13 protein-coding genes are annotated in these 16,718 nt (G+C 73.0%); 6 read left to right on the top strand and 7 right to left on the bottom strand.

The genetic code is table 11. The features are described from left to right. The first annotated feature begins 170 nt into the window (after nucleotides 1-170). Nucleotides 171-1,157: an oxygenase MpaB family protein gene (locus FYW99_RS16265; RefSeq protein WP_150252878.1), complete on the top strand. Its 987-nt coding sequence runs from the start codon at nucleotides 171-173 to the stop codon at nucleotides 1,155-1,157. A gap of 84 nt (nucleotides 1,158-1,241) precedes the next feature. On the opposite strand, the gene FYW99_RS16260 is transcribed toward FYW99_RS16265, so the two are convergent. Beyond that, nucleotides 1,242-2,516, bottom strand: a complete 1,275-nt coding sequence (locus FYW99_RS16260) for an RNA-guided endonuclease InsQ/TnpB family protein (RefSeq protein WP_190394681.1) — start codon at nucleotides 2,514-2,516, stop codon at nucleotides 1,242-1,244. 120 nt (nucleotides 2,517-2,636) lie between these two features. Here FYW99_RS16260 and FYW99_RS16255 point away from each other — a divergent pair, with 120 nt between their 5' ends. Beyond that, complete coding sequence (locus FYW99_RS16255) at nucleotides 2,637-3,644, top strand: oxygenase MpaB family protein (RefSeq protein ID WP_150252877.1); 1,008 nt, start codon at nucleotides 2,637-2,639, stop codon at nucleotides 3,642-3,644. A gap of 41 nt (nucleotides 3,645-3,685) precedes the next feature. Beyond that, on the top strand, nucleotides 3,686-5,059 hold the full coding sequence (locus FYW99_RS16250; RefSeq protein WP_150252876.1) for an MFS transporter: 1,374 nt from the start codon (nucleotides 3,686-3,688) through the stop codon (nucleotides 5,057-5,059). A gap of 234 nt (nucleotides 5,060-5,293) precedes the next feature. Here FYW99_RS16250 and FYW99_RS16245 read toward each other — a convergent pair whose 3' ends face one another. The 4 genes from FYW99_RS16245 to FYW99_RS16230 all read right to left on the bottom strand — a co-directional run bounded on the left by FYW99_RS16245 (nucleotide 5,294) and on the right by FYW99_RS16230 (nucleotide 9,696). Further along, nucleotides 5,294-6,046, bottom strand: a complete 753-nt coding sequence (locus FYW99_RS16245) for an SDR family NAD(P)-dependent oxidoreductase (RefSeq protein ID WP_150252875.1) — start codon at nucleotides 6,044-6,046, stop codon at nucleotides 5,294-5,296. Nucleotides 6,047-6,364: 318 nt separating this feature from the next. Next, the gene (locus FYW99_RS16240) at nucleotides 6,365-7,735 is read right to left on the bottom strand and encodes an FAD-binding oxidoreductase (RefSeq protein ID WP_150252874.1); all 1,371 of its coding nucleotides are present in this window, start codon (nucleotides 7,733-7,735) and stop codon (nucleotides 6,365-6,367) included. After that, the gene (locus FYW99_RS16235; RefSeq protein ID WP_150252873.1) at nucleotides 7,732-8,700 is read right to left on the bottom strand and encodes a decaprenyl-phosphate phosphoribosyltransferase; all 969 of its coding nucleotides are present in this window, start codon (nucleotides 8,698-8,700) and stop codon (nucleotides 7,732-7,734) included. Before FYW99_RS16235 ends, FYW99_RS16240 begins: the two co-directional genes overlap by 4 nt. A gap of 72 nt (nucleotides 8,701-8,772) precedes the next feature. Continuing rightward, nucleotides 8,773-9,696, bottom strand: coding sequence for a cell envelope lipid trafficking protein PgfA (locus tag FYW99_RS16230; protein WP_150252872.1), 924 nt, complete (start codon nucleotides 9,694-9,696; stop codon nucleotides 8,773-8,775). A gap of 172 nt (nucleotides 9,697-9,868) precedes the next feature. Here FYW99_RS16230 and FYW99_RS16225 point away from each other — a divergent pair, with 172 nt between their 5' ends. Next, on the top strand, nucleotides 9,869-11,200 hold the full coding sequence (locus FYW99_RS16225) for an acyltransferase family protein (protein ID WP_150252871.1): 1,332 nt from the start codon (nucleotides 9,869-9,871) through the stop codon (nucleotides 11,198-11,200). A 104-nt stretch (nucleotides 11,201-11,304) separates the two neighbouring features. Here FYW99_RS16225 and FYW99_RS16220 read toward each other — a convergent pair whose 3' ends face one another. Next, entirely contained in the window at nucleotides 11,305-13,365 is a 2,061-nt protein-coding gene (locus tag FYW99_RS16220; protein ID WP_150252870.1) for a hypothetical protein, read from the bottom strand. Nucleotides 13,366-13,488: 123 nt separating this feature from the next. Here FYW99_RS16220 and FYW99_RS16215 point away from each other — a divergent pair, with 123 nt between their 5' ends. Continuing rightward, complete coding sequence (locus tag FYW99_RS16215; RefSeq protein ID WP_150252869.1) at nucleotides 13,489-14,274, top strand: class I SAM-dependent methyltransferase; 786 nt, start codon at nucleotides 13,489-13,491, stop codon at nucleotides 14,272-14,274. Beyond that, a complete protein-coding gene (locus tag FYW99_RS16210; RefSeq protein ID WP_150252868.1) occupies nucleotides 14,271-15,029 on the top strand; it encodes a class I SAM-dependent methyltransferase in 759 nt (252 codons plus the stop codon). The genes FYW99_RS16215 and FYW99_RS16210 overlap by 4 nt, the downstream gene beginning before the upstream one ends. 163 nt (nucleotides 15,030-15,192) lie before the next feature. Here FYW99_RS16210 and FYW99_RS16205 read toward each other — a convergent pair whose 3' ends face one another. Next, nucleotides 15,193-16,677: an aldehyde dehydrogenase family protein gene (locus tag FYW99_RS16205; RefSeq protein WP_150252867.1), complete on the bottom strand. Its 1,485-nt coding sequence runs from the start codon at nucleotides 16,675-16,677 to the stop codon at nucleotides 15,193-15,195. Between the last annotated feature and the right edge of the window lie 41 nt (nucleotides 16,678-16,718).

Raw genomic sequence — 16,718 nt, 5'->3', positions numbered from 1 at the left:
CGGGGGTTTCGGACGCTCTGCCCGGTTGCGGACACGTTCGGTATCCGAGAACCGCTGTACACAAGGAGCTTCCAGGTAAAGTGCGCCCCGTGGAGCGCCGCGAGGCGCGCCACACCCGCAGACCACGGCCCCGTCTGAGCGGGCCCGCACGAAGGTGACTGGAGTTACCCATGAAGCGGTTCGAGTGGCGCGACCGGATCCATGCCCTGGACGCCGAGGACGACTGTGAGCAGATCGTGCGCATCCTCGGCAGCCACGAGTTCCCGTGGGACATCGAACAGGCCCTGGGCCTGGCCCTGTACCGCACCTACGCCGTGCCCAGCGTCGGCGAGCTGCTGGCGCACACGCGCGAGTTCACCGAGCGCACGCAGCACCGCTACGACGACACGGCGCTGATCCTCAACGACATCATGGAGCACGGATTCGGTCCGGGCCGCGGCCGTGACGCGCTGCGCCGGATGAACCAGATGCACCGCTCCTACGACATCAGCAACGACGACTACCGCTACGTCCTGAGCACCTTCGTGGTCATGCCGGTGCGCTGGATCAACGACCACGGCTACGGCTGGCGCAGGCTGAGCGACCACGAGATCGCCGCCAACACCAACTACTACCGCAAGCTCGGCAGGCACATGGGGATCAAGGACATCCCCGAGGACTACGCCGGGTTCCTCGAACTCCTCGACTCCTACGAGCGCGAGCACTTCGCCTACACCGAGGGCGGCCGGGCCGTCTCCGACGCCACCCTGGGGCTGATGGTGGACCTCTACCCGGCCTGGCAGCGGCCCCTGGTGCGCCCCTTCACCAAGGCCCTGCTCGACGACCGGCTCATCCGCGCCTTCGGCTACCCCGAGCCCTCCGCCGCCTGGCGGCGGCTGAGCGCGGGCGCGCTGAGGCTGCGGGCCAGGGTGGTGCGCCTGATGCCGCCGCGCCGGGAGCCGCGCTGGGCCAGGATGAGCCCCAACATCCGCAGCTACCCCCGGGGCTACGACCCGTCCCGGATCGGCACCTTCCCCCAGGGCTGCCCGGTCCCGCACGGCATGGTGACCCGCGAGGTCGCCGCCACGGGCGCCCGCGTGCCCGCGCCGGACCAGGCGGTCGCACCGGCGGGCGGGGAGGCGTCCGCGCAGGCCTCCGAGGATGACGCGCAGAGGTAGCGGCCCCCGGCCCCGATCCCCTCTCCCCGAAGGAACCGCAGTTGACTTCCTCTCCTGCCTGAAGGCAGGAGAATCCGGAACCACCTACTGGTGGTTCGAGGCCAGGGCCTCGTCACGGGTCGCCCCGTGGCCTTCCTGTTTCATTGCCGGTCGCCCCGTCCGGGAGGACTCCCGTTGAGGTCTCACACCAGCTCCCGCCCCTACTGTGTGGGCTTCGCCATGATCACACAGCGGGGGCCCGGCCCCAACCGCCAGCCCGGCGGCTTCGAGATTGAGCGCCGCGTTCACATCCCGGTCATGGGCCACCCCACAACCGGGGCACGTCCACGTCCGTACACGCAGCGGCAACGACGCGTGCACGTAGGCGCACCCGGGGGTCGAGCACGCCTTGGAGGAGGGGAGGAACCGGTCCACCACGACCAGATCGCGTCCGTACCAGGCGCACTTGTACTCCAGCATGGTGCGCAGCTCACGCCAGGCCACATCGGAGATCGCTCGGGCGAGTCTGCGGTTCTTGACCAGGTTGCGCACGGCCAGGTCCTCGATCACGACCGCTTGGTTCTCGCGGACGAGTCGAGTGGAGAGCTTGTGCAGGAAGTCGCGCCTGCGGTCGGTGATGCGGGCGCACACCCGCGCGACTTTGCGGCGGGCCTTGTCCCGGTTGGCGCTGCCCTTGGCCTTACGGGCCAGCGCCCGTTGAGCCTTGGCCAGCCTGGCGCGGTCGCGTCGCTCGTGGCGGGGGTTGGCCACCTTCTCCCCCGTGGACAACACCACCAGCGACGTCACACCCATGTCCACACCCACCGCGTCGTTGGCGGCCGGAGCCGACTCGACGGTGTCCTCGCACAGCAGGGACACGAACCAGCGCCCGGCCGCGTCACGCGAGACCGTGACCGTGGAGGGGCGTGCTCCTTTTGGCAGGGGCCGCGACCACACGATGTCCAGGGGTTCGGCCATCTTGGCCAGGGTCAGGTGGCCGTCGCGGTAGCGGAACGCGGACCGGGTGTACTCCGCGCTGGCGCGCGACGTCTTCTTGGACTTGAACCGCGGGTACTTCGCGCGCCGGTCGAAGAAGTTGCGAAAGGCGGTGTGCAGGTGGCGCAGCGTCTGCTGGAGCGGGACGCAGGAGACCTCGGTGAGGAAGGACAGCTCCTCGGTCCTCTTCCAGGCGGTGAGCATGGCCGAGGTCTGGGAGTAGCCCATCCGCTCCCGGCGCTGCTGCCAGGCGGCGCTGTGTTCGGCCAGAGCACGGTTGTGGACCAGGCGCACACACCCGAACGTGCGCGACAGCTCAGCCGCCTGCGCGTCGCTCGGATAGAAGCGGTACCGAAACGCCCGCTTCACACTCTTGCTGGTCATGGCACACACCGTAGCGACCGCCCTGTGGTCGCGTGAGCAGAATCCAACACAAAGTCACGAGAAGGGAGCGGGTGTGTCCTCCGCGTCCTGAAGGGCGGGGTATCCACGCCCAACAAACAGATGAAGCGTTTCGACCTCAGAGACGAGATCCACCACCTGGACCACGAGGCCGACTGCGTACGGATCATGCAGATCCTCAACTCCCAGGAGTTCCCCTGGGACATGGGCCGGGCGCTGGGCATCGCCCTGTACCGCACCTACGCCGTGCCCAGCATCGGCGAGCTCCTGGGCCGGACCAACGAGTTCACCGGCAGCACCCAGAAGCGCTACGACGACACCGCGCTGATCCTCAACAACATGATGCGGTACGGGTTCGAGCCGGGTCAGGGCCGCGACGCGCTGCGCCGGATGAACCAGATGCACCGCTCCTACGACATCAGCAACGACGACTACCGGTACGTGCTCAGCACGTTCGTGGTCATGCCGGTGCGCTGGATCAACGACCACGGCTACGGCTGGCGCAGGCTGAGCGGGCACGAGATCTCCGCGATCACGCACTACTACCGCAGGCTCGGCCGGTACATGGGGATCAAGGACATCCCCGAGACCTACGAGCAGTTCCGGGACCTCCTCGACTCCTACGAGCGCGAGCACTTCGCCTACACCGAGGGCGGCCGGGCGGTCTCCGACGCCACCCTCGACCTGATGGTGTCCTTCTACCCGCAGCGCGTGTCCGGACTGGCCCGGAAGTTCTCCATGGCGATCCTGGACGAGTCGCTCATCGAGACCTTCCGCTACGAGCCGCCCAGCAGGGCCTGGCGGCGGGCGGCGGACCTGGCGCTGAGGCTGCGGGCCCTGGTGGTGCGCCGGATGAAGCCGCGCGAGGAGCCGCTGTGGGCGGACGGCAACCCGAACATCCGCAGTTACCCGCGGGGGTACGACGTCAACCGGATCGGCACCTTCCCGGCGGGCTGCCCCGTGGCGCACGACGTGGACCCGGTGGGCCACGAGGAGCTGTACGGCGACGGCGGCGGGAGGGACGGCGCTGCCTCGGAAGCCGTGGAGCTTCCCGCGGCTCCGGAGCCACGGGAGGCTCCGGCCGAGGCCTCCTCGGACGGGCGCGCGTGACGGCCGCGACCGGCTCCGCGGCGTCCGGGGGTACCGGACCCGTGGGCTCCGCGTCCGATGGCGCCGGGCCCACCGCCCGAGGCACGGTCAGCGGGCCCGGTGCCCCGCTGCCCCGTTCCGTGCACGCCTGGTACGGCAGCGGCGCGGTGGCCACGGGGATCTTCAACACGGTGCCCGGGCTGCTGCTCCTGATCTACCTGACCGACACGCTCGCGGTGAGCCCCGCCCTGGCCGGGGCGGTGGTGCTCCTGCCCAAGGTGGTCGATCTTCTGGTCAGTCCGTATATCGGAATCTGGTCGGATAGGACGCGTTCACCCTGGGGTCCGCGGCGCCCGTGGATGCTGGCCGGGGCGCTGACCCTGCCGGTGCTGTTCGCCGCGATGTTCGCCGGTCCGCCGCTGGAGGGGGGCTCCGCCGCGGTGTACGTGGCGGCCGTGTTCGTGGCCGCCGCGCTGGCCTCGTCGGTGTTCCAGGTGCCGCACACGGCCATGCCCGGGGAGATCACCTCCGACTACCACGAGCGCTCCACGTTCAACACGTGGCGGACCGCGTTCGTGGGGCTCGCCCTGATGCTGGGCGGCGCCCTGGCCCCGGTCGTCCAGTCGGCCCCCGCGGACCCCGTGGCCGGGTACCGGCTGATGGGCCTGCTCATGGGCTGCGTGGTGCTGGTGTCGATGCTGGGTTCGGTGGTGGGCACGCGCCGGGCACCGCGCCCGGTGTTCGCGCACCGCACGGAGGGTCTGGCGACCCAGCTGCGGGTGGCCTTCGCCCACCGGCACTTCCGGGTGCTCTTCCCCGCCAACCTCCTGATGGCCACGGCGAGCGGCACCATGGTCGCGGGCGTGCCGTACGTGACGGCCAACGTCATGGGGAACCCGGGCTACACGAGCGTCCTCATGGTGTGCGTGCTGGTGCCGCTGATCGCGTCGGCCCCGCTGTGGCGGCGGCTGTCCCTGCGCGTGGACAAGCGCCGCGCCGCCGGGTACGCGGCGGCGGTGTTCGCCCTGGGCGGCCTGGGTCTGCTGCTCATCCCGCTCTGGGGCTTCCCCGGCGCCGTGCTGTCCTCCGTGCTGGTGGGCGTGGGCCTGTCCGGGACGACGCTGCTGCCGTGGTCGATGCTGGCCGACTGCCTGGCCACCACCGACGCGTCCGGGCGGCGGCAGGGCGGCGTGCTCTCGGGCGTGTGGACCGCTGGGGAGGCCATGGCGCAGTCGGTGGGAACCGGGCTGCTGTCGCTGGCCCTGGCGGTGAGCGGCTACGTGGAGTCCGGGGCCGGGGACATGGTCCGGCAGAGCGACGAGGCGCTGCGCGGCATGCTGGTCGGCAGCACGCTGGTGCCCGCCGCGGTGATGCTGTGCTGCCTGGTACCGCTGGCGTTCTACCGGCTGACCGCCGAGGAGGCGGGCGCGCGCTGACCGGAGGCGTCGCTGGCGCGGCGCCCGGGGTTCCCGCTTCCGGCGGACCGCTGGGCTTCGGCGGCGGGACGCACGGGCGTTCCGCCACCGCCTCAGGGGAGCAGGACGGTCCTGCCGCGCCCGTGGCCGGTGTCCAGCTCACGGTGGGCCCGGGCCGCCTCCCGGAGGGGCGACCGGCGCGGGGCGCCCCCGAAACGACCGCCCCGGGAGGACCGCCCGCGACGGCGCCCGGCATCAGCGGCCCAGACGGCGCCACAGCGGGCGCGGGAGCAGCCGCATCCCCGCGAAGAGCGGCTGGAGCACGCGCGGCGCCCACACGGTGGTGGCCCCCGAGCGCAGTCCTGCCGACACCGCGTCCGCGACCTGGCCCGGGGTGGCCGGGAAGGGCGCGGGCGCCACGTGCGCCGACATCCGCGTCGGCACGTAGCCCGGCCGCACCACCAGCACCCGTGCGCCGGACCCGTGCAGGGAGTCGGCCAGCCCCTGCGCGAAGCCGTCCAGGCCCGCCTTGGCCGACCCGTACACGAAGTTGAACCTGCGCACCCGCACCCCCGCCACGGAGGAGAGCACCACGAGCGTCCCGTGTCCCTGCCCGCGCAGGCGGGCGGCCACGGCCAGGTCGGCGGACACGTGCCCGGTGTAGTTGACGGCGGCGGCGCGGGCGGCGGCGGCCGGGTCGGCCTCGTACTCGGACTGCTCGCCCAGCACCCCGAACGCGTCCACCACCACGTCGAGGTCGCCCACCAGCGCCACCGCGGCCGCCACGGTACCGGTGTGGGTGTCGGGCAGACCGGCGTCGAAGTCCACCGAGCACACCCGCGCCCCGAGCGCGGTGAGCGCGCCCGGCGGGGAGGCCACCCCGCCCCGGGCGGCCAGCACCACCTCGCGGGCGCCCTCGCGGACCAGCCGTTCGACGATGGCCAGGCCGATCTCGCTGCGGCCGCCAAGCAGCAGCACGCTCCGCACCGCTCCCACCGAGTCGCGCACGGCTGTCCCTGCCTTTCCGGAGGTTCGTGTTTCTTCTGGGCCTCCGCTTCGCTTCGGCCCGCCCGTCGCCCGCCGGGGGCGCTTCGCGACGGGGCGGGCTACCACCCTCAACAGACGCTACGCGCAGCGCTCTCCTTGTTCGGGCGCCCTTCGATGCGGGAGCCTTCGGCGCCTCCGGTGAGACGGCTCGTCCCTCGCAGTCTCACCTCCGCCACCTCCAGAACCCCGTGGGCACCCGAACACCCCCTCTCGCGCTGAGGCTCGTTCGGAGAAGAGGTCCGGGGACGGCCGTCATCGTGTCACCGAGGGGCCGCGCTGTCACAGCAGCCGCAGTCGGCGGGCCAGGTCCGAGACCAGGACCCCGCCCGGGTCGGCCCGCTCCCGCACGCGGCGCCACGCGGGCAGACCGGGGTACATGGCGTGCACGGCCTCGGGGCGGGCCCGGCTGTCCTTGGCCAGGTACAGGCGGCCCCCCGCGTCGGCCACGCGCTCGTCGAAGCGGTGCAGCAGGGGGCCGAGGCCGGGCAGGTCGGCGGGCAGGTCCACGGCCAGCGACCACCCCGGCCGGGGGAAGGACAGCGGCCCCGGCGTCGGCCGCCCCATCCTCTTGAGGACCGCCAGGAACGACGGCGCGCGCGTGCGCGACAGCTCCCCGGCGATCCACGCCAGGGCGTCCTCCGCGCCGAAGGGGACCACGAACTGGTACTGCACGGCCCCGTGCCTCCCGTACAGCCGGTTCCACCCGTCGAGGGCGTCCAGCGGGTGGAAGTAGCCGCCCACCGGCTGGACCCGGCCGCGCCGCCTCCTGGGCGCCCGGCCGTGTTCGAGGGCGTTGAACGCGCCGACGGTCCACCGGTTCAGGGCCGCCACCGGCGGGGTGAGGGGCGGCACGGGCAGGCTCGTGTTCCGGTACCGCAGCGGATCGCGGCGCAGCGGCGCCGGGAGGTCGCCCGGCTGCGCGTGGTGGGCGCGGGTGACCACGCCCCGGCCCAGGCCGCTCCCGCGGGCGAACAGGTCCAGCCAGGCCACCGAGTACCGGTGGCCGGGACGCGCCATCAGCTCCAGCGTGGCCTCCAGGTCCCGCGTCCGGTCGGTGTCCACCCGCATGTACGCGGTCCGTACCGGAAACACGCCCAGGGTGGCCTCGGTGACCACCCCGGTCAGGCCCATGCCGCCGACGGTCGCCCAGAACAGGTCGGGGTCGCCGCCGGGCTCCGGACCCAGACGGCGCGTGCGCCCGTCCGGGGTGACCAGGGTGAGGGAGCGCAGGTGCGCGCCCAGGGAGGAGTCGGCGTGGTGGTTCTTGCCGTGGACGTCGGCGGCGACCGCCCCGCCCAGGGTGACGCGGCGGGTCCCGGGCGTGACGGGGACGAAGAGGCCGCGGGGCAACAGGCGGGAGAGCAGGGCGTCCACGCTGGTGCCCGCGGGGGCGGTGACCTCGCCGCGTTCGGCGTCCACGCGCACGGGCCCGGTGAGCCCGGTGCAGTCCAGCACCAGTCCCCCCGCGTCCTGGGCGGCGTCGCCGTAGGAGCGCCCGAGCCCGCGCGGCAGCGCCCCGCGCTCACCCGCCAGGGCGAGCGCCTCGGCGACCTGGGCAGGTGTGCGGGGGCGCACCACGCGTGCGGCCGTGGGCGCGGTGCGCCCCCACCCCCGCAGGAGGACCGGCCGTCCCGGCGGCGGCTGGTTCACAGGTGGATCCCCGCTGCGACCAGGACCGCGAGTCCGCAGAGGGCGAGCTGGAGGGGCCGGTCGCGCAGGGCGATCTCCTCCGGCTCCTCCCCCACGCCCCGGTCCACGAGCAGGTTGTAGCGCAGAACGAACATGATGAACGGCACGATGCTCAGCGCGTGGAAGAGCGTCCTGTGCCCGTCGCCCGGTTCCAGCGCCCACAGGCAGTAGGTGACGATCATGGCGCCCGAGGCCATGGTGCGGGTCTGGGAGAGGTAGGCGGTGCTGTAGCCGCGCAGGGCGGGCCGGACCACGGCCGCCGCGGCGGCCGGTTCCCCGGGGACATCGCCGGTCGCGGCGGTCGCGGCACCGGTCGCGCGCAGTTCGGCCTCGCGCTTGCCGACCACCACGAGCAGCGCGGCCAGGGACACCACGATCACGAACCACGAGGTCAGCGGCACGCCGACGGCCACCCCGCCCGCCACCGCGCGCAGCACGTGGCAGGAGGCGACCGCGACCAGGTCGCACACCACCAGGTCCCGCAGGTAGCGGGTGTAGACGAGTGTGAGCAGCACGTACCCGGCGACCAGGACGGACAGCACGGGGTCGCCCAGCGCCAGGGAGGCCAGCGGCGCGGCGGCGCTGAGCGCGATCCCGGCCGCGACGGCCGCGGGGACGGGGAGCGCGCCGGAGGCCACCGGGCGGTGGCGCTTGCGCGGGTGCGCGCGGTCGCGGTGCGCGTCGTGGACGTCGTTGAGCAGGTAGGTGCCGCTGGCGGCCGCGCAGAACAGGGCGAACACCGCGGCGCTGGTCAGCAGCGCCCCGGGCTGCGTCAGGGCTCCGGCCGCGGCGGGCGCGGCCAGGACCAGGAGGTTCTTGAGCCACTGCCGGGGGCGGCACGCGCGGACGAGCGCGCCGACCGTCCCCCCGTCGCCGCGCGGCGCCCCGGCCGCCGCCGGTCCCGTGGCCCGCGTCCTCTCCGTCACCGCGGCCGGGGGTCGGAGGGCCGCACACCGACGCGCCTGGTCGGACGCGTCGGCGAGGGACGGGCGCGGGGGTCAGTTGTGGTGGTCACGACGGCGGCCCGTGGCGAACAGGACGACAGCGATGCCGATGAATCCGACACCGACGACGAGGCAGGCGACGGGCAGGGTGGTCTGGAGGAGGGGGAGCACGGTGCGCCCCTGCTCGGAGTTGGCGACCGCGTTCTGGACGGACTCGTCGTTGGAGACGAGTTCGGCGTCGAACAGGGTCAGGACCTCCTCGCCGTCCACGACGACGACGCGGTTCTGGTCCTCGCTGATCTTGAGGGGGGAGCCGGTGACGGGCTCGATCCAGTAGGTGCGGGTGATGGAGAAGACCTCGTCTCCGGTGACGTCGCCCTCGCCCTCCATCCCGGCCACCGAGCGGGGCAGGGTGCGCTCGCCGATGACCTCGCCCTCGACCTCCTGGACGAACCTGTAGGTCTCGACCCCTCCGACCTCCTCGGTCCCCTGGAACTCCATGGGGACGACCTCACGCGCGGTGGTCTCGAAGAAGTCGTAGTCGCGCTGCTCGGTGAAGAAGGGGAACTTCCAGGCCTGGCCGCTCTGGGCGACGGACTCGTCGTTGACCATGGCGTCGCAGCAGTCGACCGTCTCCCCGGTGACGCGGTCGTGTCCGGCGCGGCGGCTGCTGGAGGTGATGCCGAAGTCGGTCTCGGCGTCCCTGACCCAGGTGAACTGGTCCCACACCACCGTCTCGTCGGTGCTGGAGGCCACGTCGGCCCGGATGGTCGAACGCGCCTCCAGGGTGGCGTCCTCGACGAGCTCGACGTCCTCGATGTTGAAGTAGGTGGCCCCGTCGGCTTCGAGGACTGTTTCGCTGTAGTAGTCCAGAGGGGTCTTCATCAGGGAGCTCGACAACCACGTGCGCATCATGGGGGCAAAGGCGAGGAAGAAGACCCCAAACGCGACGAGAACGACCGCAACGGTACGGCGCATGTGCCCTCCTGGGCGTATGAGAGTCCAGATCTGGAACTGGGTCTAGTGGAACTAGGTTCAGTTCCGGGTAGAGTACTGCCCAGTAGCGAACGACGTCACCAGGGCGTGTCGAAATTTTTATAACGCGTTCTAGTGAAACTCGTTCCGCCCTCTATCCAGTCCTGGAAGGCCCATGGCGCCCACCTCCTCCTCCGCGCCCGGGGACCCTGCCGCCGGTGCCCACCCCGTCAGCGCGCGCACCCCCGACCCCTCGCTGCTGCTGCCTCAGGTCGACGGCCGCCACGAGGCCCTCGACGGCGTCCGCGCGGTGGCCGCCCTGATGGTCCTGGTCTTCCACGTGGCCACCGAGACCGGCGACTCCCTCGCGCCGGGGGTCCTGGGCGGCCTGCTGTCCGCCTTCGACGTGGCCGTGCCGCTGTTCTTCGCGCTCTCGGGCGTGCTGCTGTACCGGCCCTGGGCCCGCGCGGCCCTGGACGGGGTGCGCGGGCCGCGCGCCCGCCCCTACCTGTGGCGCCGCGCCGTGCGCGTCCTGCCCGCCTACTGGCTGGTGGCCGTGACGGCGCTGCTGGTCTACTCCCGGGACGAACTCGGATCGCCGCGGTACTGGTGGGAGGTCCTCACCCTCACCTTCCCCTTCAACACCGACCCGCCGTGGGTGGGCACCGGCCCCTACGGCCTCGGCCAGATGTGGAGCCTGTCGGTGGAGGTCAGCTTCTACCTGCTGCTCCCGCTGTTCGGGCTGTTCCTGGCCCTGTGGGCGCGCGGCGGCCGGGGCGTGGACGCCCGGGGGCGGCGGCTGCTCGTGGGCCTGGGGGTCATGGCGCTGCTGGGCCTGGCCGCGCTGGTCCCGCAGTTCTATCCCGAGCCCCGCGAGTACATGCACGCCTGGCTGCCCCGGGCCGCGGGCCTGTTCGCCGCCGGTATGGCGCTGGCCGTGCTCTCGGAGTGGGCCTGGCGCGAACCCGGCACGGACGGCCCGGTGCGCCGCCTGTGCCGGACCGTCGGCTCCTCCCCCGGGGTGTGCTGGCTGGTCGCGGGCGGGTTCTTCGCGCTGAAGGCCACCGAGGCCTCCGGCGGCCGCTTCATCGGCTCCGGCGGCATCTGGACCTCGGCCGTGGACTCGCTGGCCGGGATCGGGTTCGCGTTCTTCCTGATCGCCCCGTGCGCGCTGGCGCCGCGCCCGGTCGGGGAGCCGCTGCCGCTGCGGGAGGCGCGGGCCTGGCGCGGCGGCCGGTGGCTGGACTCGCTGCTGCGGCACCGGGTGTGCCAGTTCCTGGGACGGATCTCCTACGGCGTGTTCCTGTGGCAGTTCATGGTGCTCTACCTGTGGCGCGACTTCACCGGCCAGGAGATCTTCACCGGATCGTTCTGGCTGGACGCGGTTCCGGTGACGATCGGGACCGTGCTGCTGGCCGCGGCGAGTTACCGGTGGGTGGAGGAGCCCGGCCGCCGGTGGTCCCACCGCCTCTCCCGCGGACGGCGGAGCCCGGCCCACCTGCCGTGATCTTGTGCTTATGGCGAGTCTCGGCCGCCCAACCTCGCCATGAGTACAAGGTCATCCCAGGTCAGACCCCATGCATCACATCCGCAACACTTCCGGCCAGCCCACTAGCCCTCCGCGCGCCCGCCCTCCTCGGGAGCCCACGGGTTGCCCTCCACCGTGGGCGCCATGCCGCCCACCGACACCCAGTTCAGGCACAGCCCGCCCCGGTCCTGCGGATCCTCGGGCACGAACACCGACAGCTGCTCGCCGGGGGCGCCCGCGGGCACGTACCGGGTGCCGTTCTCCTCCGCGGCGGGCAGCTCGACCTCGATCCAGTCGTCGCCCAGCGCCACCACCACGCCGACGTCCTCCTCTGCCGTGTAGCCGAGCGTGACGACCTGGGCTACGCCGCCGTGCGCCTCCACCGGCCAGGACACCAGCCCCTCCCAGGGCTCCAGGCACTCGTCCGCCGGTCCGGGGGCGAACATGTCGCTGTCGTCGGAGGGCCGCGCCGGGACCAGGAACCCGGCGTCGTTGAACACGTACGCGGTGGCGGCCTCCTCCGGCACGGCCATCCGCGCGGCCACGTCGTCCGACGCCAGCGGCGGCAGCACCCACGAGCTCAGGCGGCGCTGGCCGTTCCACTCCAGGACCACGTCCTCGGGGACCGGACGTGCGTACAGGCCGCCCTCCTCCGGGACGTCCTCCAGCGCCGTGCGCACCGTGTCCAGGTACCACTGGAGGCGGTCGCCGCTCAGGGTCTGGGCGTAGGCGTGGGTGGAGCAGCCCGCCGCCACCGCGTACACCACCGTCGCCAGCGCGGCCGCGACCCGGGCGGCCCGCCGGGGCCGCACGCGGTAGGGCGCCGGGGCCACCGGGTCCGCCGAGGCCCCGCCGACCAGGGCGCGCGCCCGTTCCTCCCTGGTGGGCAGGTAGGCCAGGGCCAGGCACAGGGCGAACACCAGCGCCGCGTCCGCCACGTACCGGGGGTCGGCGGCGGCCACGTCCTGGAACCGGCCGCGCGCGATGATCGTCGGGATGACGTCCACGACCACCAGGTAGGCCAGCAACAGCACCCAGGCCCGCCACGCCCCGCGCCGCATCCGCAGGCTGACCAGCACGATCACGGCGAAGACCGCCCAGGCGGCCAGCACGGTCACACCCGGCACGTCGACCAGGCCGCCGGTCGGGGTGACCGGGCCCCACTCCAGGGGGCCGCCCAGAGCACCGACCGGAAACACCTCGGTGAGCAGCCCGCGCAGCATCGCCAGGGCGGGCTCGCCCTGGGGCACGCCCGCGCCCTCGCCGCCCCCCGCCGCGCGCATCCGCGCCAGGTAGAACACCGCGTAGGCGGCGAACAGCGCGCCCATCGCCGTCCAGAACGGCCGGTGCAGGGCCCACGCTCGCCGGGCCCCGGCGACCGGTCCGCCGGGGTAGAGGTGGGCGGCGGCCACGGCGAACAGCAGCAGCGGCAGGAACATCGCCTTGACCGTGAACAGCATGCCGAACACGACGGCGCCGCCCGCCCGCCAGGCCAGGCGGTGGTCGTCCGTGCGCAGGTAGCGCACGGTCCACAGCACGGCGAGCACCAGGGCCAGTTGGAGGGGGACCGCGTTGAGCGCCGCTGACCACCAGCCCAGCACGGGCACGGTCAGCGGGGCCATCGCGTACACGGTCAGCGGGGCCAGCAGCGCCCAGCGGCGGCCGAACAGCTCCCACACCAGGCGCAGGAAGCCCACCATCGCGGCGGCCTGGAGGGCGAGCATGGTGCCCGCGCTGACCCACCACTCGTAGGGCCACAGCGCGGTCTGGAGGTAGACCAGGAACAGCGCCCCCGGCATCAGGTGGCCCTTGTGCAGGGTGAGCAGGTAGTCCGGCCCCAGGTCGCTGGCGTGGGCGTTGGCGAAGAAGAGGTAGTCGTCCTCCACGAAGTAGGACTCGCCCAGCACGTAGGCCCGCAGCCCCAAGGCTCCCAGCACCACCACAAGTCCCGCCAGGACCAGCCGGTCGCGGGCCAGGCGGCGCGCGGCGGCCCACACGGCGCGGGACGCTCCGCCCGGCCCCGGGTTCCTCCCGCCGGGCCCCCCGACGGAGCGGCGCACCCTGGACGCCCCGGCCGGGCCGGACCGCGCGGCTTCGGCGCCCGGACCGTCGTGCCCACTCGCGGTGGGGGGAACAGGCGGCATCGGCATCTCTCCCGCCGTAGTTGGCCGATCCGGAGAAGGGGTGCCAGAATACAACACGTTCCACTTTTTCTTTCGACCCTTGCCGCAGGCCATCCCGGCCTGAATACCCGGAACAGGAACACGATGCAGGCTCCGTGTTCCGGCGGGGTCGCGAACACCGTGGAGGTGATGCGGGTGGGGCTCGAACAGGTCCGCCGCGACTGGACGCGGCTGGGTTGCGCCGAACCCCTGTGGGCGGTGTGCGTGGACCCCGGAAAGAGGGGAGGCGGCTGGGACGACGACGAGTTCCTCGCCTCCGGACGGGCCGACATCGACCCGTCCGTCGCCCGCCTGGAGGAGCTGGGCATCCGCCCCGAGGGGGGCCGGGTGCTGGACTTCGGGTGCGGCGCGGGACGGCTGTCCAACGCCCTGGCCGCACACTTCCCCGAGGTCGTGGGGGTGGACATCTCCGCGCCGATGCTGGAGGAGGCCCGCCGCCTGGACCGCTCCGGGGGGCGGATCGGATTCGTGCTGAACGAGCGTCCGGACCTGTCGGTGTTCGGGGACGACTCCTTCGACCTGGTCTACACCAACCTGGTCCTCCAGCACCTGCCGCCCGCCCTGGCCGAGGGCTACGTGCGCGAGTTCGCGCGGGTGCTGCGCCCCGGCGGTGCCATGGTGCTGGGCGTGCCCGAGTCCGAGCGGCGCACCTTCAAGGGGCTGGTGTTCCGGTACGCGCCGTGGCCGCTGGTGGCCCTCGCCCAGCGGGTGCTGCTGCGCTACCCGGCGCCGATGCGGATGCACACCCTGCGCACCGGGCGGATCGCCGAGCTGGTCCCGGGCGGCCGGATCGCCGCCTCCGACGAGTACTGGGGCGGCGACCACTGGCGCCACCTGCGCCACTTCGTGGTGCTGGAGGAGAACACGTGACCGCGAACACCACCGATCAGGGCACCGTCCCCTTCCGCGCCACCCTGGGCCGGTCGGTGCGGTTGTTCTCCGCCTTCCGCAGGGAGCAGGCCGACCCGGCGTCCTTCTACGGCACGCTCGCCCGCGACACCGTCGCGCAGCTGCGCTCCTACACGCCTCTGGACGGCAGGATCGTGGTGGACGTGGGCGGCGGCCCGGGCTACTTCGCCGACGAGCTGAGGTCGGCCGGGGCCCGCTGCCTGTGCGTGGACGCCGACGCCCACGAGATGACGCTGCACGGGCGCGACGCCGACGCGTACGGCGTCCAGGGCAGCGCCCTGGACCTGCCGCTGCGCAGCGGGTCGGTGGACGTGTGCTTCTCCTCCAACGTGCTGGAGCACGTGCCGGACCGGACCCGGATGGCCGACGAGATGGTGCGGGTGACCCGGCCGGGAGGGCTGGTGTACCTGTCGTACACGCTGTGGCTGTCCCCGTGGGGCGGCCACGAGACCTCGCCGTGGCACTACCTGGGCGGCGCGTACGCGGCGGAGCGGTTCGCGCGGCGCCACGGCCGGCGGCCCAAGAACGACTTCGGCCGCACCATGTACGCCGCGCACGCCAAGGAGATGCTGCGCTGGACGCGCGGGCGCACCGACGTGGACGTGGTGGACGTGCGCCCCCGCTACCTGCCCGGATGGGCCAGGCCGGTCGTGCGGGTGCCGCTGCTGCGCGAGATCGTCACCTGGAACCTGCTGCTGGTCCTGCGCAGGCGCTGACCGACAGGCCCAGGACGTTGCTGGTGGGACACATGGTCCTCTGACCCGCGGTGATCTTGCTCCTAGCGGCACTGTGGGCCGTCGACATTGCCGCTAGGAGCAAGATCATCCCCGGCGGGCGCACAGCAGCGGACCTTTTCTGGCACAGGACCGGTCGACGCGCTCACTCCAGGTCGAACGGCAGCCTGCGGCGCGTGTGCTGGACGCTGACCCAGTGGTCGGCGGTGAACTCCTCCATCGCCCACTCGCCGCCGAACCGGCCGAGCCCGGAGTGGTTCTCCCCGCCGAAGGCGGTGTTGGCCTCGTCGTTGAGCGTGGAGTCGTTGACGTGTGTCATGCCCGCCCCCAGGCGGCGGGCGAAGCGCACCCCCCGCTCAGCGTCGCGGGTGTGCACCGCGCTGGACAGCCCGTACTCGGTGTCGTTGGCGATGCGCAGCGCGTCCTCCTCGTCCTCGGCGCGGACGACCGTGGCCACCGGGCCGAACACCTCCTCGGACGCGCTCGGCATGTCGTTGGTGGCCAGCAGCAGGTGGGGCGGCAGGACCCTGCCCGCCGGGCCGGTCGGGTCGCCGGACAGCAGGAGCCGCGCGCCCTGCTCGACGGAGCGCGCCACCACGTCCCGCACGCCGTCGCGCTGCTCGTCGTCGATGACGGGGCCGATCTGGGTGGCGGGGTCGGAGGGGTCGCCCACCCGCAGCGCCTGGGCGCGCACGAGCATCCTCTCGACCAGCTCGTCGTGGACGGTGGCGTCGGCCACGACCCGGTTCGTGGCCATGCAGATCTGGCCCTGGTGGTAGTAGGAGCCGAACACGGCGGCGTCCGCGGCCAGGTCGAGGTCGGCGTCCTCCAGCACCACCAGCGGCCCGTTCCCGCCGAGTTCGAGCGCGCGCCTCTTGAGCGGGATCTGCCGGGCGATGTGGCGGCCGACCTCGGTGGAGCCGGTGAACGAGATCATCCGGGCGAGCTCGTGGGTGGCCAGGGCGTCGCCGATCTCGCCGCCCCTGCCGACGACCACGTTGATCACCCCGGGCGGGAGCCCGGCCTCCTCGTAGATCCGGGCGAGCAGCAGCCCACCCGTGACCGGGGTGTTCTCGGCGGGTTTGAGGACCACGGTGTTGCCGAGGGCGACGGCGGGAGCGACGGAGCGGTGGGAGAGCTGGAACGGGAAGTTCCACGGACTGATCACCGTGACCACGCCGAGGGGTTCGCGGTAGACGCGGTTCTCCTTGCCCGGTGTGATGCCGGGCAGGATCCTGCCCAGGACCCGCGTGGGGTAGGAGGTCACCTCGACCATGCCGCTGCGCACCAGCCGCCACTCGAACTCGGCGCGCTCGCGGACCGCCCCGGCCTCGTGGACCAGCCAGTCGACGATCTCCTCGCGGCGCGCGTCCAGGACGCGCAGGGCCCGCACGAAGACCTCCGCGCGCTCGGCGGCGGGGGTCGCGGCCCAGCCCGGCCACGCCCGCTGCGCCTCGCGGTAGGCCAGGTCCACGTCGCCGCCGTCTGCCAGTCGGAACTCGGCCAGGACCGTGTCGTCGTAGGGGTCCACGTCCTGGACGACGTTCCCGGACGATCCGTGCCGCCACTGGTCCCCGATGGGCATCCGGTCCAGTCCCGTGTAGGCGTCCGGCCTGCGGTCCGCGTGCATCGGCCCTCCCCTGCTTCGGCGTCACTGATGCCACGGTCGCC

The organism is Nocardiopsis deserti (assembly GCF_008638355.1).
Taxonomy (GTDB): Bacteria; Actinomycetota; Actinomycetes; order Streptosporangiales; family Streptosporangiaceae; genus Nocardiopsis; species Nocardiopsis alborubida.
The sequence above is the reverse complement of the archived record's forward strand: the minus strand, read 5'-3'. Positions and strand labels throughout refer to the sequence as shown.